At 62.7% G+C, this 21,990-nt stretch carries 17 protein-coding genes; 3 read left to right on the plus strand and 14 right to left on the minus strand.

Annotated elements, in window-relative coordinates:
- Nucleotide 1: 1 nt before the first annotated feature.
- On the minus strand, nucleotides 2-547 hold the full coding sequence (locus KP001_RS09405) for a helix-turn-helix domain-containing protein (protein ID WP_217289259.1): 546 nt from the start codon (nucleotides 545-547) through the stop codon (nucleotides 2-4).
- A gap of 383 nt (nucleotides 548-930) precedes the next feature.
- On the opposite strand from KP001_RS09405, the gene KP001_RS09410 reads away from it, so the two are divergent.
- A complete protein-coding gene (locus KP001_RS09410; protein WP_217289260.1) occupies nucleotides 931-1,803 on the plus strand; it encodes a bifunctional 5,10-methylenetetrahydrofolate dehydrogenase/5,10-methenyltetrahydrofolate cyclohydrolase in 873 nt (290 codons plus the stop codon).
- 247 nt (nucleotides 1,804-2,050) lie between these two features.
- Here KP001_RS09410 and KP001_RS09415 read toward each other — a convergent pair whose 3' ends face one another.
- The 4 genes from KP001_RS09415 to ylqF form a co-directional block, all read right to left on the minus strand.
- Nucleotides 2,051-3,382 carry an anaerobic C4-dicarboxylate transporter gene (locus KP001_RS09415; protein ID WP_217289261.1) on the minus strand — a complete coding sequence of 444 codons (1,332 nt, stop codon included), beginning with the start codon at nucleotides 3,380-3,382 and terminating at the stop codon, nucleotides 2,051-2,053.
- 419 nt (nucleotides 3,383-3,801) lie between these two features.
- Nucleotides 3,802-5,217, minus strand: coding sequence for a sigma-54-dependent transcriptional regulator (locus tag KP001_RS09420; RefSeq protein WP_217289262.1), 1,416 nt, complete (start codon nucleotides 5,215-5,217; stop codon nucleotides 3,802-3,804).
- Entirely contained in the window at nucleotides 5,214-6,941 is a 1,728-nt protein-coding gene (locus tag KP001_RS09425; protein ID WP_239027950.1) for a transporter substrate-binding domain-containing protein, read from the minus strand. Before KP001_RS09425 ends, KP001_RS09420 begins: the two co-directional genes overlap by 4 nt.
- Before the next feature lie 84 nt (nucleotides 6,942-7,025).
- The gene (ylqF, locus tag KP001_RS09430; protein WP_217289263.1) at nucleotides 7,026-7,940 is read right to left on the minus strand and encodes a ribosome biogenesis GTPase YlqF; all 915 of its coding nucleotides are present in this window, start codon (nucleotides 7,938-7,940) and stop codon (nucleotides 7,026-7,028) included.
- 245 nt (nucleotides 7,941-8,185) lie between these two features.
- Here ylqF and KP001_RS09435 point away from each other — a divergent pair, with 245 nt between their 5' ends.
- Together KP001_RS09435 and KP001_RS09440 are read left to right on the plus strand one after the other, a co-directional pair.
- Nucleotides 8,186-8,743: a ferritin gene (locus KP001_RS09435; protein WP_217289264.1), complete on the plus strand. Its 558-nt coding sequence runs from the start codon at nucleotides 8,186-8,188 to the stop codon at nucleotides 8,741-8,743.
- A gap of 385 nt (nucleotides 8,744-9,128) precedes the next feature.
- On the plus strand, nucleotides 9,129-11,357 hold the full coding sequence (locus KP001_RS09440) for a thioredoxin domain-containing protein (RefSeq protein WP_217289265.1): 2,229 nt from the start codon (nucleotides 9,129-9,131) through the stop codon (nucleotides 11,355-11,357).
- Here the strand turns inward: KP001_RS09440 and KP001_RS09445 are convergent.
- The 9 genes from KP001_RS09445 to KP001_RS09485 form a co-directional block, all read right to left on the minus strand.
- Complete coding sequence (locus KP001_RS09445) at nucleotides 11,354-11,752, minus strand: HIT family protein (RefSeq protein ID WP_217289266.1); 399 nt, start codon at nucleotides 11,750-11,752, stop codon at nucleotides 11,354-11,356. The genes KP001_RS09440 and KP001_RS09445 overlap by 4 nt on opposite strands.
- Nucleotides 11,753-11,757: 5 nt before the next feature.
- Nucleotides 11,758-12,144: a DUF6982 domain-containing protein gene (locus KP001_RS09450; protein WP_217289267.1), complete on the minus strand. Its 387-nt coding sequence runs from the start codon at nucleotides 12,142-12,144 to the stop codon at nucleotides 11,758-11,760.
- 105 nt (nucleotides 12,145-12,249) lie between these two features.
- Complete coding sequence (locus KP001_RS09455) at nucleotides 12,250-12,816, minus strand: HPP family protein (protein ID WP_217289268.1); 567 nt, start codon at nucleotides 12,814-12,816, stop codon at nucleotides 12,250-12,252.
- 573 nt (nucleotides 12,817-13,389) lie between these two features.
- The gene (locus tag KP001_RS09460; RefSeq protein WP_217289269.1) at nucleotides 13,390-14,841 is read right to left on the minus strand and encodes an ammonia-forming cytochrome c nitrite reductase subunit c552; all 1,452 of its coding nucleotides are present in this window, start codon (nucleotides 14,839-14,841) and stop codon (nucleotides 13,390-13,392) included.
- A gap of 179 nt (nucleotides 14,842-15,020) precedes the next feature.
- A complete protein-coding gene (locus KP001_RS09465) occupies nucleotides 15,021-16,388 on the minus strand; it encodes a sigma-54 interaction domain-containing protein (RefSeq protein ID WP_217289270.1) in 1,368 nt (455 codons plus the stop codon).
- Nucleotides 16,389-16,719: 331 nt separating this feature from the next.
- Nucleotides 16,720-18,123: an ATP-binding protein gene (locus KP001_RS09470; RefSeq protein ID WP_239027951.1), complete on the minus strand. Its 1,404-nt coding sequence runs from the start codon at nucleotides 18,121-18,123 to the stop codon at nucleotides 16,720-16,722.
- 448 nt (nucleotides 18,124-18,571) lie between these two features.
- Complete coding sequence (locus tag KP001_RS09475; protein ID WP_217289272.1) at nucleotides 18,572-19,399, minus strand: hypothetical protein; 828 nt, start codon at nucleotides 19,397-19,399, stop codon at nucleotides 18,572-18,574.
- Nucleotides 19,400-19,453: 54 nt separating this feature from the next.
- A complete protein-coding gene (locus tag KP001_RS09480) occupies nucleotides 19,454-20,674 on the minus strand; it encodes a tetratricopeptide repeat protein (protein ID WP_217289273.1) in 1,221 nt (406 codons plus the stop codon).
- Between the two features lie 177 nt (nucleotides 20,675-20,851).
- On the minus strand, nucleotides 20,852-21,865 hold the full coding sequence (locus KP001_RS09485) for an exosortase/archaeosortase family protein (protein WP_217289274.1): 1,014 nt from the start codon (nucleotides 21,863-21,865) through the stop codon (nucleotides 20,852-20,854).
- Between the last annotated feature and the right edge of the window lie 125 nt (nucleotides 21,866-21,990).

Raw genomic sequence — 21,990 nt, forward strand, 5'->3', positions numbered from 1 at the left:
ATCAATAGTAAAATGTCGGGGGTGTCACAACCCAGAGCAGCTTCGCCGCGCTCTTCCCTACATTTTTAACTGTATGTTTGCGGTCCGAGGAGAAGTAAAAACACTCCCCCTTGTCCACCGTGTACAGCTTGTCATCCAGCCGCAGCTGCACCTTCCCGGAGATGACGAAACCGAACTCCTCGCCCTCGTGGATGGGCTGTTCGTCCATCTCGCCGCCGGGATCGAGCGTCACCAGCACCGGGTCCATCTCGCGGTTCTGTGCGCCGGGCACCAGGAGTTCCACCTTGACGTTGTCGCCATCGTCCGTCGCCTGCACCCGGGCATCTTTTCCGAACACGATGTCCTGGTCGACTTCCTCGCTGAAGAACTCCTGCATGCTGATGCCCAGAACGTCGACGATGTCCTTCAGCGTCGCAATGGACGGTGACGTCGCATCGTTCTCCAGCTGCGAGATGAAGCCCTTGGTCAGATCGGCGCGGCTGGCCAGCTCTTCCTGAGTAAGCGAATTGGCCATCCTCAGCCTCTTCAACCTCTCACCGATTTTCAAGTGTCCTCCCCGGTTTAGTACCAGTAAACCTTTTGTATTTTGGCAATGTATTGCGTTGCCAGTTTTTTGTCAACAAAAAGTTTAGTAATGGTATACTTCCTGTTTAACATTTAACACTCATTAATGTTTCACCCACGGCAATCCATCGATTTTATGCAGACTTAGACGGTGCCCAGGGCCAAAGAAACCGTATACAGATACCCCGGGAACCCGCCTTGAAAGGCCTTGATCCGATGATCCATCTCACCCGCTGAAGCCGCCTTAACGTATACCGGTTCTCGCTAACTAGCTGTTGAGCCGTGACTTTTTTTGTGTTACTACTCGTTGATCGGCATCCGTCCCCCTCCTCCGTGCCGAGGCAAACTCCAGACAGAGGAATCCGCATGAATCTTTTAGATGGCAAGAAATGCGCAGACAGCCTGATCGCGGGGATCGCGAAGCAGGTCGCGCGCCACGTCGACGCGGGGCTCAGGAAACCGCACATGACGGTGATCCTGGTGGGAAACCACGCCCCCAGCGAGTCCTACGTCAAATCGAAGATCACCACCTGCTCGCTCTCGGGCTTCGACAGCAACCTGATCCGCCTCCCCGAGTCCGTCACCGAAAAGGAGCTCCTGGCCCTGATCGCCGGGATCAACGAAGACAACTCCACCGACGGCGTCATCGTGCAGCTCCCGCTCCCCAAGCAGATCAACGCCCAGCGCGTCATCAACGCGATCTCCCCGGAGAAGGACATCGACGGGTTCCACCCCACCAACTTCGGGCGCATGGCCTTGGGGCAGAAGGCGTTCCGCCCCGCGACCGCCTACGGCATCTGCAAGCTGCTCCAGTTCTACCAGGTGCCGGTAGCCGGCAGGCACTGCGTGGTCATCGGGCGCTCCAACATCGTCGGCAAGCCCATCTCCATCATGCTCTCCAACGACTTCGACATCGGCAACGCCACGGTGACGCTGACCCACATCGAGACCCCGCGCGAACTGCTGCTCGATGAAACCCGCCGTGCCGACATCGTCATAGTCGCCGTCGGCATCCCCGGTTTCGTGACGCCCGACATGGTGAAGGATGGTGTCACCCTGATCGACGTCGGCATCAACCGCCTCGAGAACGGCAAGCTGGTCGGCGACGTCGCCTTCGACGCAGTCGCACCCAAGTGCGAGTGGATCACCCCGGTTCCCGGCGGCGTCGGTCGCATGACCGTGGCCGCGCTGATGATCAACACGCTCGCCGCCTACCAGAACAACTTCGAGCTGGCTTAACCCACTCACCTGTCCCCCCTTCCCTCTCCCGCTGGGAGAGGTTGCCCGAAGGCCGGGTGAGGGAGCCGTGTGCTGCTGCAATCTCACTTCGTAGCGATGCCCTCACCCCGCCCCTCTCCGGTGGGAGAGGGAGTTTGCGCGACGTCGGTATAAAAAAAGGGTCCCGGCATTTGCGCCGGGACCCTTTTCCGTTTCCCCTCGTTTTTTTCTTATCCTGCCGTTATCCCTTTCATCCCCTTCATCCCGGTTAAAGAAGGACCTGCGAGATGGTGTAGGCGACCACGGTGGAGACGCCCACGCCGATCAATCCCGGGATCATGAAGCTGTGGTTCAGGAGATACTTCCCGATCCTGGTGGTGCCGGTGCGGTCCATGTTGATGGCCGCCAGGTCGCTCGGGTAGAAGGCGAAGAAGAAGTACGCGTAGCTTGCCGGCAGCAGCCCGAGGAGCAGCGGGATGGGGAGCCCCAGGGCCAGCCCCAGCGGGAGGGTGATGGCGAGAGTCGCCGCCTGGCTCTTCACGAAGGCGGAGATGCAGAAGGTGGCGATGGCGAAGGTCCAGGGGGCCATCTTGACCATGATGCCGATGTTGTCGATCAGGTATTTTTTGTTCGCGCTGATGAAGGTATCGCTCATCCATGCGATGCCGAAGATGGAGACGACCGCGATCATGCCGGCGATGAAGACGCTCGAATGGGCGATGTCCTTCGCCTTGACCTTGGCGGCGAAGAGGATGAAGGCGCCGTAGGCAAGCATGATGAACTGAACCACGGTGGTCATCGGAATCGGTTTCTTGTCGGCTGCCAGGGGGAGGAGCCACGGACAGCTCGCCATCAGGATGATGGTGCCGACACCGGCGAAGAAGAGCGCCACGGAGACCTTGGCGACGGTGGAGATTTTCTTGTCGAGGGTGGTCACGTCGGCATCGAGCGCCTTGCGGAATTCGGGATCCTGCAGGCGGGCCTGGAATTCCTGGTCCTTGTCGAGATCGAGGCCGCGGTTGAAGCTCCAGGCCGCGGCGGCGAGCACGCCGATGATGCCGGCGGGCATGGTGACAGCGAGGATGTCGATCAGCGTCACGGGGTGCCCGGCCTTGGCGGCGAAGCCTAGGAAGAAGGTGACTGCCGCTGCCACGGGGCTCGCGGTGATCCCCATCTGCGAGGCGACGCTTGAGATCGCCATGGGGCGCTCGGGGCGGATCTTGGTCTTGATGGCGACGTCCGAGATGACCGGCAGCAGTGCGTAGACGGCATGCCCGGTGCCGCAGCAGACCGTCAGGAAGAAGGTGCAAAGAGGCGCGAGGATGGTGACGTACTTAGGATGGGCGCGCAGCAGCTTTTCTGTCAGCTGCACCAGGTAGTCGAGACCTCCGGCCACCTGCAGCGTCGCCGAAGCCGTGACCACCGCAAGGATGATCAGCATTACGGCGATGGGGGGCTCGGAGGGGGCGCTGCGGAAACCGAGCACCAGCACCGAGACGCCTAGGCCGCCGATGAGCCCGAGGGCTACGCCGCCTTTGCGGATGCCTATCAGCACCGCACCGAGTACGAGTATGAATTGGATCCAGAACATCGCTGCCATGACAACCTCCTATGTTGCTTTTGGTTAGCTGTGGCGAGGCCGTGCCTCGCGTCATTATCTAACCGTGCTAGAGCAGGCTTGATGCCAAGATCCGGATTTTTCTCAAGTGGTCGAATTTACAATTAAAAACAGCCAAAAAGGGAAGAAGCGCCGCATAAAAGGGCATAACCTGGGGCTATGGCGCGATGATCGGCAATTGAAAAATACACGTGATTTCGAAAGGTTAAGGAAGGATATAACGTTGAGTTATCATTATAACCGCAGGTTATCGCTGTTCATGAGAGGGTACGTCTGGAAGTCATGAAGAGGCTGGAGCAGGCGATCCGGCCCCGGAAAGTACAGCGCCGCGTCGGCCGAAGGATCCACCTCCTCCCCCCGGAGGGGGGAGGTCGGGAGGGGGGGCTTTTAGGGGGAAGCTTTTAGGAGTGCATCATCTTCAGCCGCTTGCTGAGGGCGGGCTGGGAGATGCCGAGCAGTCTCGCGGCGAGGGTCTGGTTGCCGTTGGCGCGGGCAAGCGCCTCCTGGACCAGGAAAGCGGCGGCGTCGCTGAAGGTGGGGAGTTCGTCGAAGCCGCTGAAGGGGTTCTGTTTCGGGGGAGCGGCCGTCGATGGTCCCGCCTCGGCCTGCGCTGACTCCACCGCCTTCACGAAGCTCTCCATGGAAAGCATCCGGTCGCGGTGCACGCTGACGGCGTCATAGACCATCGCCTTCAGTTCCCTCACGTTCCCCGGGAAGCTGTAGGTGGATAGAAACTGCGCCAGCCCCTTGGGGGGTGTCGGCTTCTTCTTCCCCAGCGCCTCGGCGGCCTCGGCCAGAAAGTGATCCAACAGGAGCGGGATGTCGCCACGCCGCTCCCTGAGCGCCGGCACCTGCACCCGGTGCGTCCGCAGCCGGTAGTACAGGTCGCGGCGGAACTTCCCCTCACCCTCTTTGGCGGAAAGGCTCTGGTGCGTCGCCACGATGATGCGCGCCTTGAGACGCTTGGGGAGGTCGCATCCCAGCGGGAAATACTCGCGCTCCTGCAAAAGCCGCAGCAACTTCACCTGCGACGGGATGCTCAGGTCCCCGATCTCGTCCAGAAACAGGGTCCCGTCGCTCGCCTCCTCCACCATCCCGCGCCTGGCCTGGTCCGCGCCGGTGAAGGCGCCGCGCACGTGACCGAAAAGGGTGTCGGCGAAGACGGTGTCGTCGAGCCCCGCCACGTTGACCGTGACCAGCTTGCCGCGGCAGCCGCTCAGCCGGTGCACGGCCTGGGCGATCAGTTCCTTTCCGACGCCGCTCTCCCCGGTGATCAGTAGCGGCTGCGGGCTCTTCGCCACCGCCTCGATGTAGGCGAAGACGTCGAGCATGGAGCGGTCGCCGGTTACGATGGCGGAGAAGGCTTCCGGGTGCGACAGCTCGCGCGAGATCAGGCGGCTCGACACCTCCTGGAACTCGCTTCTCATCTCCACCATCCGGATCGCCCGCAAAACGCTCCCGACGATGCGTTCCTCCTCGTCGGTCTTGACGCAGTAGTCGAAGGCGCCCAGGCGCATGCAGCGCACCGCCGTCTCCAGCTGGTTCAGGCCGCTCAGGATGACGACCGCGGTGTCGGGGTAGCGTTCCGCGATCTGGGCCAGCACCTCCTCACCGGAGAGGTACGGCATGGTGAGATCGAGTATGACCAGCCCGATGCGCTTTTCCTCCAGTATGGAGAGCACCTGGCGGCTGTCGCTGCAGGTGGTGATGTTGTTGATCCCTCCGGCGGTCTCCAGGGTGAGGGTCAGGGAACCGAGCCAGTCGGGCTCGTCATCGACCAGCAGGACGCCGAAATCGGGGTAGAGGGTCTCGGTCACGCGTCAACCTCCTTGTGATAGACGGGCAGGGTCAGGGTGACCGTGGTGCCGCTGCCGTCGGACTGAAACTCCAGGGTGCCGCCATGCTCCTTCACGATCCCCGCCGAGACCGAGAGCCCGAGTCCGGTCCCCCCCTGATCCTGCTTGGTGGTGAAGAAGGGGTCGGTCAGGCGGGAGAGGTGCTCCGGCGCGATGCCGGTCCCCTCGTCGCGCAGCCTCACCACCACGGTGTCGCGGAAGGCATCGTGCCAGGTTACCAGCTCGATGCCCCGCTCCTGGTCGGGGAGCGCCTGGCAGGCGTTCAGGATCAGGTTGACCAGCACCTGCTCGATACGCTGCCGGTTGCCGCGCACCCGGGGAAGCCCCTTGCGAAAGCCGACGCTGAAGTTGCGGGTGGCCTTGCGGATGGTCGGCTCCACCAGCCTCACCGCGGCCTGGGCCGCCGTGTTGAGGTCGATGACGTCGTTGCCGCTGGTGGTGTCCTGCCGGGCGAAGTCCTTCAAATCGTCCACGATCCGTTTGATGCGCTTGCCCGCGTCCTGGATCTTCGCCAGCGACTTGGGCACCTCCTGGCGCATCCTCGAGTAGGGAAGCCCGCCGCAGGTGAAATCGCCGTTTTCCTCGTAGTAGCGCTCCAGGATCCTGGTGGCGTCGGTGTGGAAACGCTTCAGGATCGGGGCCTCCAAAAGGATGATCCCGGTGGGGTTGTTGATCTCGTGCGCAACGCCGGAAACAAGCACGCCGAGCGCCGCCATCTTGTCCGCCTGCACCAGCTGCTGCTGGTTCAACCGCAGCTCCTCCTCGACCTGGCGCCGCTCCGCGATCTCCCGGGTCAGGTCCGCCGTGCGCAGGGCCACCTGCCGGTGCAGCGTGCGCGACCAGAGGGCGAAGCCACTCAGAAGGAGAAAGAGCGGCACGACGACCACCGCGGCGTACTTCACGATGGTCCACCAGTCGATAGGCGTGGTGTCGACCACTCCGAGCCACTTGTTGTGGATGGCGTCGTACTGCCCGGTCTTTTTGAGGATGGCGAGCCCCTCGTTGAAGCGTGACAGGAGCTCGACGTTCCCTTTGTCGACCGCGTAGCAGTAACGGTGGGTGGCGACGTTGCGCACCACCGGCACCAGATTGGTGAGCTTCAGTTCGCGGATCATGTACATGCCCGGAACGATGGCCACCACCGCGTACTCTATTTTTCCCGAGGCGACCAGGCGCAGGGCGTCGGCAGGGGTGTCGGTCAGCGTGAGCCTCCCCCCTACCCCGTGCCTGACCAGGTAGTCGTGCATGATGCCGCCCCGGTGCACGGCGACACTCTTACCCTTCAGCTCCTCAAGTGAATTAACCGACGGGTTGTCCTTCCGGCCAAAGATGGCGTGATTCACCACGGCGTGCGGAACGGAGAAATCGACCTCGTCCGAGCGTTCCGCAGAGTACGACATCCCCTGCAGCACGTCGACGCGCCCGGCCTGGAGCGCGTCGCGCATCTCGGCCCAGCTCCCCAGGCGGAACTCCACCTTCATCCCCATGACCTCGGCTATGGCGCGGGTCAGGTCGACGTTGTAGCCGGCGGGCTGGCCGGAGCGATCGATGAATTCGTAGGGGGGATAGTCCCGGTCGCCGCCGACCACGACGGTACGGGTTTGCGCGGCAACGACATCACCAGCCGCCAGGAGCGCGGGGGGTGCGGCAAAAAACAGAGGGTGAGAAGGACGAGGAGGAGGCATCCCCTCCCCTTCGGAAGTACGGAGAGGAGTTGCCCTAGTCCGGCGCGCATACGGCTGGTCCGAAGCGGACGCTGTTCCATGGTCTCATTCCGGCACTGTGGGTGCCTGTTGGTGCTGCTCCCCGACCTCGATGCCCGCGAAACGGAGCAGCTCCGCCTCGACATCCTCCGGGGTTCCCGGTTCCTCGAAGCTGATCCGCCCCGCCTTGCCCGCGCGAAGCTCGCGCAGGAAGGTCTCGGCCGCGCGGTGCACGTCGACCACACCGCCGCTCATGATGCAGCCCAGGCAACGCCCGACCGCCTCGACCACCTCGTAAGGGGTTTCCGGCAGATCGGTCAGCTTGTAGCGCTCCTTCAGGAGGTCGGGGTAGCGGCGCATCATGTAGGCGGCGGCGAAGACCCCGACGTTGGTGTAGTCGAGCGCGTTGGCGCCGATGGCGCCGCTGGCCGCGAGGCGGTAGGCGCCCCCCTGGTCGTCCATGGCGGGCCACAAGAGTCCGGGGGTGTCAAAGATGAGGATGCCGTTGTTGAGCGGGATCTGCTGCGGGCGCATCGTCACCGCCGGGCGGTCCCCCACCTTGGCGATGCTTTTTCCCGCCAGCGTGTTGATCAGCGTCGACTTCCCGACGTTGGGAATCCCCACCACCATGGTGCGGATCGGGTAGCCTGGGTTGCCGCGCTGCGGCACCAGCTGCTTGCACAGCTTCACCAGGCTCTTCACCTCCGGGATGTTCTTCGCGACAAGCGGCAGGGCGCGCACGCCCGAGCTCTTCTGAAAATGCTGCACCCACGCCCTGGTGGCGGCCGGGTCGGCGAGGTCGTTCTTGTTCAGCACCTTGATGCAGGGCTTGTTCCGGCGCACCTGCTCCAGCAGGTGGTTGGAGCTTGAGTACGGGAGGCGCGCATCGAGCACCTCGATGATCAGGTCGATCTTGCGGACCAGTTCCGAGATCTGTTCGAGCGCCTTGCTCATGTGGCCGGGGTACCATCTAATCGTCATCTACATTTCCCTTGGTAGTTCAAAAATCGCAATACAAGGCGACACCATAGCACAGGTGCCGTTCAAAATGCCACACCGCTTGCGTACTTTGGCTGTCTCATGTGGATCGTGCGTCTCTCGCTTTAATAGGAACGATTGACTCGGGTTGCCAGCGAAGCTAGCATTGCAAATGTTAAAAAATTCACACCCTTCGGAAAGGAGCAGGTTTGCCGGCGGCGGACAGCGCCGCAACGGGAGAGCGAGCTATGAGAGAGCTACTGGCGGAGGCGATCAGGCTTACGGTGAGCATGGAGAGGAACAGCGAACTGCTGTATCGAAAGGGCGCAACGGCTGAGGGGGTGGCGCACAGGAACTTCTTCGAACGGCTGGCGCAGGTGCAGTCGCGGCGCATCGACGCCCTGCTGCGGCAGCTCTCGCAGCGGGATGCGGCGGATGCCCATCCGGTGGCGCCCCTGGCCCGCCCCGTGCAGACGGGGGAAAACGCGGCGGCCCCGTTCAGCGACCTGCACCAGGCGCTGCTCGACAAGCGTTCGAACATCGACCTGTACGCCACCTTCTGCCGGTGCTTCAAGGAGCCTTCCCTGTGCCGCTTCTTCGAGACCGCGCTGGCGGTCGCCCGCAGGGAGTTCAAGCTGATCACGGCAGAATACCTCAAGGGAGGCGGTCTCAGCGCCGCTCCCGCGGCATGGAGTCCGCCGCGGCGGAGCCACCAGCGGGGCGAGCTCCCCCACCGCTTTCCCAACCGCCATTCGCAGCTATTCTTCGCCATGCAGGACTGCGGCAGACAGTCCCGCATCGGCTGATCCGTCAGGCTGCCTCGGGCGCCAGTCCGGGCAGCCTCTTCCTGTTTATCATCCGCACAACACCCACCGCCAAGAGGCAGATCATACCCGAGCAGGAAAGCGATCATGTAGTCACCGAGGAAGGCCCGCACGGTTCCGGCGAAGGTCACGGCCAGTGCGGCGCCCACCTGGTGAATGGCGAAGTTCCAGCCGATCATCACCCCGACGTTCTGTCTGCCGACCGCCTCGGCCGTGAGAGCTTCCTCGATAAAGGGCGCCGTGAGGTGCGTCGCCGCCGGGGGGAAACATGGTAAAGTTAAACCTTTCGCCCCCGTAAAGCGCGCCAGCCCCCCGTTTATTGCAACGCACGGCACACGCGCCGACCATCGAAGACGGAGATGAGATCATGTCCAACCTCGCCGATCACTATCAGCAGCTCCCGGGAACCGATGGGGTGCCCGCCCCTCCGCTCGAACAGTTCGAAAAGCTCCGCCAGCGCCGCGGCTATTCCTATCGTCCGCGCACGCGGCACCTGCTCCCGGAGGGATGGGCCAGGTACACCAACCGGCTCTTCCTGGAGACGAGCCCGTACCTGTTGCAGCACGCACACAATCCGGTGAACTGGTTTCCCTGGGGGGAGGAACCCTTCGAGCTGGCACGACAGCTGGACCGGCCGGTCCTGGTGAGCATAGGCTACGCGACCTGCCATTGGTGCCATGTCATGGAGGAGCAATCCTTCGAGGATGAAACCATCGCCCAGTTCCTGAACAGCCACTTCATAGCCATTAAGGTCGACCGCGAGGAACGGCCCGACGTGGACACGGTCTACATGACGGCGGTGCATGCCATGGGGCTGCAGGGGGGATGGCCCTTGAACGTGTTCGTGACCGCGGACCGGAAGCCCTTTTACGGCGGCACCTACTTCCCTCCCGAGGACTACCCCGGCGGCCTCGGTTTTCTTACCCTGCTCATGCGCATCAGGGAGAGCTATATCGCCGCGCCGGACCGCGTCAGCCGGGCGGGGGTGCAGCTCACCGAGGCGATCCGCACCATGCTGGCGCCCACCAAGGGAAACGATTCCTGGCAGGAGGTCTCGCTGGACCAGGCGGTGAGGCTGTACCGGGACCGGTTCGACGACAGAAGCGGTGGCCTCGTCGGCGCGCCCAAGTTCCCCAGTTCCCTGCCGCTTAAGCTGTTGCTGCGCCAGTACCTGCGCGGCGGCGACCGGCAGATGCTCTCCATGGCCGAGCTCACCCTGGAACGCATGGCCGCCGGCGGGATTTACGACCAGGCCGGCGGAGGTTTCCACCGCTACGCGACCGACACGGCCTGGCAGGTACCTCACTTCGAGAAGATGCTCTACGACAACGCCCTGCTCACGGTGAGCTACCTGGAGGGATACCAGGCGACCGGCCGGATGGAGTTCGCGAGGGTCGCGCGCGAAATCCTTCAGTATCTGCAGCGCGACATGCAGGCGCCGGAAGGCGCATTCTACAGCGCGACCGACGCGGACAGCCTGACTCCCGAAGGTCACCGCGAGGAAGGTGTCTTCTTCACCTGGACGCCGGAGGAGCTGACGGAGGCGCTGGGCCGGGAACGGGGGGAGCTGTTCGCTGCGTGCTACTGCGTGACACGAGGGGGAAACTTCGAGGGGCGCAGCATCCTGCGCCGCGACCGGAGTCTGGCCGAACTGGCGACTGAGTTGAAGCTCCCGGAGCGGGAACTCGAGCTCACGCTGGCGGACTGCCGCGAGCTCCTGTACCGCGCCCGGGGCAAAAAACCGCTCCCCCTGAGGGACGAGAAGATCCTTGCATCATGGAACGGCCTCGCCATCTCCGCCTTCGCGCGCGCGGGTCTCATCCTGGACAACCCGGACCTGGTCCGGGCTGCGACCCGGGCGGCGGAGTTCCTGCTAGGGACCATGATGAAAAACGGGAGGCTGTGCCACAGCTACCAGGAGGGGATGGCCAAGGGTGAAGGATTCCTGGATGATTACGCCTTCCTGATCGCGGGGCTCATCGACCTCTTCGAGGCGGGCCGCGAGCCGCGGTGGCTGGAGCGTTCCCTCGAGCTGTGCACGGCCGCCGTGGAGCAGTTCGAGGATCGGGACCTGGGCGGGTTCTTCATGACCGGGGCGCATCACGAGCAGTTGATCTCGCGGGAAAAGCCCGCCTATGACGGGGTCATCCCCTCGGGTAACTCGGTGATGGTGCTGAACCTGCTGCGACTGAACACGTTGACCGGCGACGGCGCGCTGCTGCAGCAGGCGGAGCGTGCCCTGGGGGCATTCGCCACACAGCTCGCCACGTCGCCGGCCGCCCTCTCCGAGATGCTTCTTGCCGTCGATTACCGGCAGCGGACCCCGAAAGAAGTGGTCATCGTGGCACCGGCCGGCAGACCGGAAGCGGCCGCCCCCTTCCTGGCGGGGTTCCGGCGGGTCTTCCTCCCGAACCGGGTGCTGGTGGTGGCATGCGAGGGAGAGGAGCTGCGGCGGGCGGAGAGGCTGATCCCGCTGTTGGAGGGGAAACGGGCGGAAGGCGACCGGGCGGTGGCGTACCTGTGTGAAAACAGGAGCTGCCGCCGGCCGACCAGCGATCCGGAGGAATTCTACCGGCAGCTTAGCGGGACGGGCTAGCGCTCGTCCCTTTTCCAGTAGGGAGCCTTGACGGGCATGATCCAGCGTACCCCGCCACGGGGGTCATCGGTGTCGCCCGCGTAGCGGGGAATCAGGTGGATGTGCAGGTGCGGGACGGTCTGCCCCGCAGCCACGCCGTCGTTGATACCGATGTTGAAGGCGTCGGGTGCGTGCTTTTCCAGGAGCAACTGCCGAACCCTTCCCACTAGGTCAAAGATCGCCGCCCGCTCCTCGGGGCTGACCTCGAAGAAGGAAGCGACGTGCCGCTTGGGAACCACGAGGGTGTGCCCGAGGGTCACGGGAAATCCGTCCGGGAAGGCGAAGGCAAGCTCGTTTTCCAGCATCGCCTCGACGGGATCGAGCCGGCAGAATGGACAATTGGCTTCGCTACTCATCGTTTCTATATGAATTCCACCTTCGCCGCCGCGGCGGTCACCACGAAAACCTTCTCGTTGTTGCTGTCGGGGTCGCAGGGGAAAACGATGAAGGTGGCACGGGCGGGTGAAAAGCCCTGGGTGTAACCGACCAGGGTCTCGCCGTCCTTGAAGGAGACCTTGATCTTCTTTCCCAGCCCCACCCTCTCCACGTCCAGCCGCTCCTGGTACTGCGGATCCCCCTGGAAGCTCTTGACGAAGAAGATAGCCTTCAACGAATCGACGCTCACCTCGTACTGTTTCCCCGTTTCCGCCTCTGTGAGGTGAAAGAGCATCTTGTTGGCGGCGAGGTCCCCGGTGGTGCCCTTGACAACCTTGCCGTCTGCATAACGAACCACGATCTTAGCTATCACGCGAAAGTCCTCCCTTAATACCAGATGCATCTGCAGGCTTGCCATGAAAGCCCGGAGGTCTTCCCTACTATCACAAAAGGCGATTAATTTGAAGCGTTTTGCTGATCACAGCCATTGGCGAGGATAGGAGCGGTGATAAACGACGTTGTTGGTGAAGCAAGCGACCGTGAGCAGGATGAGCGTTCCGGTCAGAACCGGCAGCAGCACGAAGGCGGGGCCCGCCGCCCCCTGCACGCCGATGAGGGCGGTCGCGCCGCCGGGGGGATGCGTCGTGTGCGTCACATTCATGAGGAATATGGAGGTCGCAACGGCAAACGCCATGGAAAGCGGCGTCGAGCCGAACAGCGCCACCACGACCACCGCCACCATGGCCGAGAGGAGATGGCCGCCGACCAGGTTGCGCGGCTGCGCCAGTGGGGATTCCGTGGCCCCGAACAGGAGTACGGCGGAGGCACCGAGGGAGCCAATCAGCAGGGGGTGGCCGAGCAGGGTGGTCACCTCGGTGATGGCAAGGAGACCGGCAATGGCGCTTAGAAAGCTCCAGGCCGCGTACTGCAGTTTCATCGGGGGTCGCGTGCCGCGCATGGGAGCCCGGCATCTGCGGTGCACCCGGGCCAGCCTCTTGCGGATGGCGACATTTCTCCGCATGAGCACGGAAAGGCGTCGTTTCAAAATGTTCCTCCTGTCATTAAATTCAAGAGAGCGGCAGCGGTCCTCCCCCCTTTTCTTTTGGGTTGGGAGAGGGCCGGGGTGAGGGAGACGCTTCTGGAAACTCCATTGGCGGTGCCAGCGCCCTCACCCGGCCTTCGGCCACCCTCTCCCAGAGGGAGAGGGCGTGAGAGGAGGCGCATCAGGCATCAAGTATCAGGTATCAGTAAAGGCCGTCGGCGGTGCCAGCGACATTCCCCCTCTCCCTTTGGGAGAGGGCCGGGGTGAGGGAGACGCGTCTGGGAACTCCATTGGTGGTGCCAGCGCCCTCACCCGGCCTTCGGCCACCCTCTCCCAGAGGGAGAGGGCGTGAGAGGAGACGCATCAGGCATCAAGTATCAGGTATCAGTAAAGGCCGTCGGCGATGCCAGCGACCTTCCCCCTCTCCCTTTGGGAGAGGGCCGGGGTGAGGGAGACGCGTCTGGGAACTCCATTGGCGGTGCCAGCGCCCTCACCCGGCCTTCGGCCACCCTCTCCCAGAGGGAGAGGGGGTTCCTGCAGGCAGTCTTACTGAAAAGAAGCTGAAGGGAGCCCTGGTTATTTACCCGCGAACGGGTCCTTTATCTCCTGTTCGGGCTTGAACATCAGTTTCTTCACGCCGCGGTTGTTCAGGTACTTGGGTAGCTCCAGGTCGACCTTCGCGGGGACGTCCACCCCGGCCTTCGCCAGCAACTCGCGCAACAGCCGCTCCGCCGCCGCCGCATGGGACAGGGCATCGGTCAGGACCCGCTGCGCTTCACCCGGATTGTGGAAGCCGATGGAGTTCTCGGCCCCGATGAAGACCACGCGATAGAAGGCCTCCTCGTAGTGGTCCTTCGCCTGGGCGTAGAGCCCCTGGTCGAGCTGTTTCCCGAACGCACGTGCCTTGTGGGCCATCTCGAAGAGCTTTGCATCGGTCGCGGTGGCGTAACCGGAGCGGATGAACTGCGACATGACGCGGTCCTGGATGGCATAGACCTTTTCGCGCATCTGCTCGGGGGACTCGTCGTGGCACTGCTTGCACGCCTTCAGGTCGTTCTTGAGCGGGCTCATGATGCGGTGGTCCGAAACCTTCTGCCCCCCAACCTCGGCGGCCGGCATGTGGCAATCGGCGCAGGTGACCCCGGCCTGCCAGTGCACGCTGTTGTTGGAGAAGAACTCGAACTCGGGGTGACGGATGAAGGCGAGCTTGAAGCCGGTGACGCTCTGGGTCCACTCACCGCTCGGCTTGTTGCTGCGAAGCTTCTTGATGATGTTCTCGACGGTGATGCCGCCCCACGTGCTGCCGTCCCAGGGGAAGAAGACGTCGGTGGACTTCATGTCGGCATCCTTGGGGATGCTGTAGGTGACGTGGCACTGGGCGCAGGCGAGGGTCCTCAGATCCTGCCGGGTCAGCTTGGACTGATCAACACCGAGTTTCTCCAGCCCCTTGCCCAGGGTGAAGCCGCGCGAGATCTTAAGAGACATGTCGCGGTTGTCGTGACAGTCGATGCAGGCGACCCCGAGGGTCTGGTCCCCCTTGGGGATCTTGCCGCGGATTTCCTGGTAGGGCTTGGCGAAGTAATCCTTGCCGAGCTGCTTTTGCAGTGTGGAAGCGTACGGGGTCTTGCAGGTGAGGCAGGAACCGCCGGCCTTGTAGCGACCGGGATCGACCTCGAGCTGGTCCTGCACCATGTAGAAGTGGCCGCGCGGCTCCTTGTACTCGGTCCCGAAGGCCCAGCCGTTGTAGAGGAGCGCGAGGAAGGGGTACTCGTCGATCTTGTCCGGGTTTTCCTCACCGACGTCCCACCCTTTCTTGTACCTGCTCTTTCCGGCGGGCGTCGGCTCGGAGGTCTGCTTCCAGAGCTGGTACTGCTTGGGGTAGAGCTTGCCCCACTCGGCCGGATCCACGGTACCGTCCGGAATGGCCGGGCGCACCTCGCTCAGCTCGATCTTCTTCGGGGAACATCCGGAACCCACCAGCGCCAACCCCGCCACCGCCATGGCGACACATCCTCGCAGCATCTTCATCACATTCTCCTCCAGTATGATTTCCCGCCTCGCGCGGCAGCCGCCGGCACGGGTAACGATGACATTACCTTGAGCAGGGAGCGTGCCACGATGGCGGTCAGCCGCAAATCATGAGAAGTTCGTGCTTTTGATGATCACGCCGAAGGAGAAAGGGTGGCCTTTGGGTAACGCGACGTTACCTACCGGTAACGCTTCATCTTCTTCCAGAGGGTCTTGCGCGAGATGCCAAGAAGGCGCGCGGCCTCGGCGCGGCGATTGCCGGAAACCGCCAGTGCCTGCTCTATCAGTTCCGCTTCACGGTTGTCCAGCTTGGTGGAAAGGGTGGAGCCGTGCACCGGACGGCGCGCCGGTTCTCCCCCCCGCGCGTCACCCGGATGGCTGCCGAACTCGGGGGGAAGGTCGTCGATGGTGAGGGTGTCTCCGCCGCACAGCGCGGTGGCGCGCTCCATGGCGTTCTTGAGCTCCCTGACGTTGCCTGGGTAGCGGTGCGTCAGAAGCGCCTCCTTCGCCTCACGGGAAATATTGAGCTCCGGGCGCCCCATCTCGGAGGCGAAGCGGGACAGGAAGATGGTGGCGAGTGGCAGGATGTCCTCGAGGCGCTCCCGCAGGGGGGGGAGCTCGATCGGGATCACGTTCAGGCGGTAGAACAGATCCTCCCGGAAGTGCCCGGCGGCGACGTCGTCACGCAGGTCGCGGTTGGTGGCCGCCACGATGCGCACATCGACCTGGATCTCCCGGCTTCCCCCGATACGCTCCACGGTCTTTTCCTGCAGGACGCGCAGCAGCTTGGCCTGGGCCGAAAGCGGGAGTTCGCCGATCTCGTCCAGGAAAAGGGTCCCGCGGTGAGCCTGTTCGAACTTCCCCTTGCGTTCCTTCAGGGCGCCGGTGAACGCCCCCTTCTCGAAGCCGAAGAGCTCCGATTCCAGCAGGTTTTCGGGGAGTGCGGCGCAGTTGACCTTGATGAGGGGGGAGCCGCTGCGCCGGCTCTTGCCGTGCAGCTCGCGCGCGACCAGTTCCTTTCCTGTGCCGCTTTCTCCGGTTATCAGGATGGTCGAATCGAGAGGGGCGGTCGAGCGGATCATCTGGAAGACGGGCTGCATCGCGGGACTGCGGCCGATCATGCCGCCGAAGGAGTACTCGCTCAAGAGCTGGTCGCGCAGCACGAGGTTCTCTTCCTTGAGATGCTCCCGCTCGGTGATGTCGCGGCTCACCATGAGGGTTCCGACGAAGCGGTCGCCGTCGTCCTTGATGGGATAGTAGCTGTTTTCGAAGATGCGCCCCTTGACCTCGAGGGGACGCGTGTGGAAGGCGAGGGTGCCGCTCCTGAGACTTTCGAGGATGGCGCCGATGCGCGGCCGGGCAGGCGGCGAGTGGATGGCCAGGAGGTCACGCCCCAGGTAGTTGGCGGCGTCGATGCCCCGGATCTGCTCGGCCGCCGCGTTGACGCAGACGATCTTGTTGGTGTGGTCGGCGAAGATGATCCCTTCGCCCATGCTGGTCAGGATGGCCCTGAAGACCCCTTCCGTATCCGTTGCCGCAGCTGCCATGACCCGCCTCCTGTTACCGTTTGGTAACGGCGATGATAGCCCCTCCCCCGCAGCGGGCCATGACTCAGGTCAAAATTGCGGAAACTGTCAGCGGATCTCCACCCGGTTTCTACCGGAGCACTTGGCCGCATACATGGCCTGGTCCGCCCGCCGGATCAATGCATTGGCCTCCCGACGCAGGTTCACGACGTTCGCGACGGGGGGAACAAACACCAGCGTCCAAACCAGCGCGAGCATGAGCGAGTAGGTCCGCGAGTGGTCCCGGCTCCGTGGCGGGAGTGAACCTTCGGGATGAACTGGCGCGTCCTTGTCCGCCGGGTCCCCGACAGCCCTATTGCAGGGTGAAATATATGGTCGCACCTTTGCCCACTTCTCCCTCGCAGCCGATCCGGCCGCCATGACGCTGAACGATCCTATTCACCGTGGCCAGCCCGATGCCGGCCCCCTCGAACTGCTGGGCGTTGGGAAGCCGCTGGAACGCCTCGAAAATGCGTTCGGCGTGGCCGCTGTCGAAACCGATGCCGTTGTCCCTGACGAAAAAGAAATCCCGCCCATCCCGGCATTGAACGCCCACTTCTATCCGCGTCTCCGCGCAATGACCGCTGTACTTCCAGGCGTTCCCCATCAGGTTCTGCATCACCACCCGCAACAACACGGCGTCGGCACGCGCGCTCATCCCTTTGGCGATGGTGAACACAGCCGGCCGAAGCGGCTCCCGGGCCATCAGGCCGGCTGCGATGTCGTCGGCGAGCGCGGTGAGATCCACCTCCGCCAGGACCAGTTCGTTCGCGGTGGCCCGCGCGAATTTGAGCAGGGCCGTGATCAGTTCGTCCATTTTCTCGACCGAGGCCAGGATGGCGTCGATGTACTGGTCCGCGTCGCTACGGTGCTGTGCCGGGATGTACCTCAGCAATTGGCAGTAGCCGGACACGGCGGTCAGCGGCGTGCGCAGGTCGTGTGACACGGTCGAGCAAAAGGCATCGAGTTCGCGGTTGACGGTTTCCAGTTCCCTGCCCCGCAGGGACAGGTCGCGGTTGAGTTCGATCAGCCTCCGCTCAGCCTGGTCCCGTTCGTGGATGGTGCGGGTCAGGCTCCTCGCCCCGATCGCTATCCCCATCACTCCGAGCGCCCAGAGCAGTACGAAGCTGGCGGCATTCACCAGGCAGTTCTGCATGGCGATGGCCATGAGGGGCGTCATGGGCACGGCGACGCTCAGTCCCCCGCGCACCTCTCCGACGCGGTACCCCTGCTTGCCGTGGCACCTGAGGCACTCGGCTTCCGTCTTCAGCGGTTTCATCAGCCTGAGAAACCTGCCGTCCGCCATGTCGACCACTGAGCTTTCTTCGAGGGATCCACGGGAAAAGGCGATCAGGGCGCGGGTCTCCCACGGATCGGGACGGTTCTCCGGGCGCAAGGGCTTTAAACTCGTGATGTGTCCCTTGTCGCCGTAGGACCGGGCGGCGAGATCGAAAACGAGCCGGCTCATGTAGGCGGGATTAACGAGGGTGAGATGCTTGCCGCAGGTGGTGAACAGGTCACGCTCCGGGACCTCGGCCAGGTAGGGGTTCGGCGGGATCTGCGGGGAGACCGGGACATAGACGGCACCGTAAGCGGCGTTCCAGTGCCTGTAGGTGAGATCCCGCTGGTATTGGCTTCTGGCCTGGGTGCGCGCGGTCTCGACGGCCTGTGACCGCTCATGGTGGTAGTTGATTACCAGCAGGAGCGCTATGACCACTGTCCAGCCGGCTGCGAGTCCCCACTTGTAACAGGTTAGACTCTGAGGTGCACTGAGAGGGGCCGGCTGTTGGGAATGCTCCATAACTGTTCCCCACTATCTGGCCACCAGCAGCGGCCTCGAATGATGTGACAATCGCTGAACCTATGGCCTGGGCGCGGGATACTCATTGACCGAAGTCAAGAAACAGGATTTTCCCGGCAAAAGAGATGGTTGTTGCCACATTGTGCAGTGCCGGAAAAGTCCCCTACCCCTCGCGGGTGGGGGTACGGGGGCACGGTGGGTACGGGGTATGGGGCGGGAGGAGGTGCCACATTTGCTAATGGCAAGTCCCCCCTGCCCCTTCCGTCAAAGGAGGGGAGAGCTGGATAACGCCAGTTTTTACAGGAGCGGAGGTAGACGGCAAAAAAGAAGAGTGGGCACCCGGAAGAGTGCCCACGATTATCAGCTACTGGTTTAGGGCGGGGGTACGTTCTTTGATCACGGCGTCGCGGTCGGGCATCTTTACGATCAGCGAGGCGCAGTTCTGGTTGTGCTCCATGGACTTGTTATTGAAGGACTCCAGTTCCAGCTTCAGCTTGTCGGAAGCCTCGTTGGCGGCTTTCACGAGCTTGTTGTGTTCCTGGGTGCGCCTGTTGAAATCCTCAACCTGCGCGTCATCCGACATGACCACCTTGCGCTGCATCTCGAGCAGCGCCGTGGCCTGCTTCTTTATCTCCATCATCGTCTGGTTGTTCTGGGCGATGTGCTCTTCGAGCATCTTGCGCAGGTCCTTGATGTGATCCTCTGAGTACATGCACTCCCGGTACTGCTCCTGGGTGCCGAAATCTATTTCTTTTTCGGCCACCTTACCGGCTTCCTGCTGGGCTTCCGGCTTGACCTCCGGTTTGGCTTCCGGTTTGGTCTCTACCGTAGCTTCCGATTTGGTCTCTACCGTAGCTTCCAGTTTGGCCTCTGCCTTAGCATCTGCGGCAGCCTCGGATTTAGCCTCTGCCGCAGTCTCTGGTTTGGCCTCTGGTTTGGCCTCTGGTTTGGCCTCTGGTTTGGCCTCTGGTTTGGCCTCTGGTTTGGCCTCTGGTTTGGCCTCTGGTTTGGCCTCTGGTTTGGCCTCTGCGGTAGCCTCGGGCTTAGCCTCGTGGGATGCAGTGGCATTGTGGCTGGACTTATGCCACAGGGGAACATTGTCTTCTTTTACTGTCACAGCCTCTTTGGCGAGAGCGGGACCCGACATACATGCAAGTAGAAGTGGCAGAAGGACGAACAGCGAGCGGTACATCACACACCTCCTTCAATGTCATCACATAAAAAAACGGGTCCGCGAACCCGGGACTTACGATGCTTTTTGCGCCCCCTGCGCCTGGGCCAGGAGGTCGCGCGCGATGGTATCTTCGGGATTCATCATTACCGCCAGCTTCAACTGCTCCAGGGCCTCATCCGGCCTCCCCAGCTGAAGACAGGCAACGCCGTAATCGCGGCGCAGGTTTGGCAGCGAGCTATTCAATTGCAGGGCGGAAGCGTAGTACGTGAGCGCCTGCGGGTCGTTCTCCCTGGCCAGCACGTTCGCCAGGGCGTAGTGGGCCTCGGGAATGGAGGGATTCACTTCTATGGCTTTCTCGTAGAGTTCCCGGACCGTCCGCAGGTCGCCACCCAGCCCCTGTTCCGCCGAGGCCAGTCCGTAGTAGGCCGGGGCGAGCTGGTCGTTGAGTTCGATGGCGCCGCTGAAGCTCTTGCGGGCGGCGGCGAAGTCCTGCTTGAGCAGGTAGATATACCCCAGGTTGATCTTCACCAGCGGCGCCTTGGGGTCCAGTTCCAGGGCGGTGCTGCAGTGCTCCAGCGCCTCGTCAACACGGTTTGCCCGCAGCAGGGCGGCGCCGAAGTTGTTCTGGCACCCCACGTGGGTCGGTACCAGCTTGACCGCTTTTTCGTAGTGAGCGATGGCCTCGTCGTTGCGCCCGAGATCCTGCAAGAGCACAGCATAGGTGTAGAGCGCGCCGAAGTGGTACGGTGCGTGTTTGAGGGCCTCCAGCAGCACAGACTCGGCGTAATCGTAGATGCGCAGGTCGTGCAGGGCATCTCCCAGTTTGTGCAGCATATGAGGGTTGTCCGGGGCAAGTCCTGTCGCTATCTCGAAGCAGACGGCGCCCTCGCGGATCTGCCCCTCCTTCTTGAGCAGGTCGCCAAAGGAAACCACCAACTCGGTGAGCGCGTGGCGTTTTACCGTGACCGAATCCTCCGCCAGCAGGTTCGCGAGTTCGACCACTATGACCCGCGAGATGCTCTCACCCGTCTCTGAGATCCGGCCGCTCAACTCGCACAGTTCCTGGACCGCCTCTTCCACTTTCCCGTTTTCCGCCTTGATGGCGGCGGCGAAGAAATGGGCCAGGAAGTCGTTGGGGTCGGCTTCCGTCATGCGGGCGTAAGCGGAGAGGGCCGGTTCCAGTTCGCCGCGCACATGCATCGACAGCGCGGTGATGAAGTTGACCGCTTTCGCCGGGGGCGCCCCTTTGCTCTCCGTGGAGTCTTTTCCGAACATCTTGCCGAATATGCCCATCGTGGTGATCCTTTTGGCGCGCCCTGATCTCGGTGCCCGCCGGGGAGAATTGTCGCGCCGCAAAGGTATAGGATTCTGCAGTTATTTGCAAGACTGTATGTGATATTCAAGGGGCGCAAGCACGCCATAGGGAAGGAGGATGCAACGTGGATGTCATGCACGTGGCACAACGGGCGCTCAGGATCGGATGTCAGCCTCGGGAACGGGTAAGCGCAGACTGGTGACAATCCAGTAGGTGGACATCGGTAAAGCCAGATGGACCACGCTGCCAATGGCCAGAAAGGAGAGGAGTCCAAGCTCTCCAGATGTTACGGCCTGAACACACCCCATGGCGATGAAGAGCGCGCTCAACAGGAAGATGAATCCCGCGCCAAACAGTGTCATGCCGACCATCTGCCAGTCTCCCTTCTTCTGGAGCGGAATCATCAATCCCAGGTAAATGGCCTGATTCACCTGTTCCATCATATTGTCCAGAGGTATGTCGACTGCTGCCCCCCGGTACACCATCACCTCCCCGTCAAGGATGATGGCGGAGAGAGTCTCGTGGCTGAGGAGCCTGTAAAAGACGCTGCTGGTAGCGGCCAAAACCGTGCCGTAACCTTCGCGAAAGATAAGGAGCAGGGCGTAGGCGGCGAGTGAGACAGCGATGACCTGCCCCACCCGCCGTATGGTGTGTTTGGAGACCGAGAAGCCCCCGTCCACCCAGAACCTCCAGATGGAAAAGACCAGGAGTGCGAAGGCTATGACCCAGAGGTAATCGTGAAAAAGGTTGAAGGCAGCGACAGAGACAGAGCCGATCACGCCGGTTACGAGCAGGCGGAAGGCATTGGCAAGTATCAGGACCGGCACGGCGACCGCGACGCCCAGGAGGCGGTAGCCGATGCCGTGGCGAACGTACAGCAGCATGGCTGTAGCTACTATGACTATGTAGTCAGCAGCCGTGCACTGCCGGATGATGCGCATGGCGAATCCGTTCACGGTGAGAACGTCTCCCGCCCCGGACGTGGCGACGCCGAAAAGGTTTCCAAGTACCGTGGTGCTCGCCATGGTCAGGTTGCGCCAGGCCGTCCAGTACCCTTCAGGGAGGTTGCCCAGGAGGGTCACGGCAGTGATGGCGCACCAGATGAAGGCGATGGCGAAAAAGGAGCCCGGATGTCCCTTCGCGTTCTGCGTCTGCGCGGCGTCAGTCATCGACGCTATTTGCGGCTCTTCCAGAACCCGTAGGCCGCTACCGCCGCCACAGTCACAGCGCTCACCTCCGCGTTACCAACAGGTGTGGAGGGAATAACCGGAGGTGCCGGAGGCCCGGCCCAGCA

The organism is Geomonas subterranea (genome assembly GCF_019063845.1).
GTDB lineage: Bacteria > Desulfobacterota > Desulfuromonadia > Geobacterales > Geobacteraceae > Geomonas > Geomonas subterranea.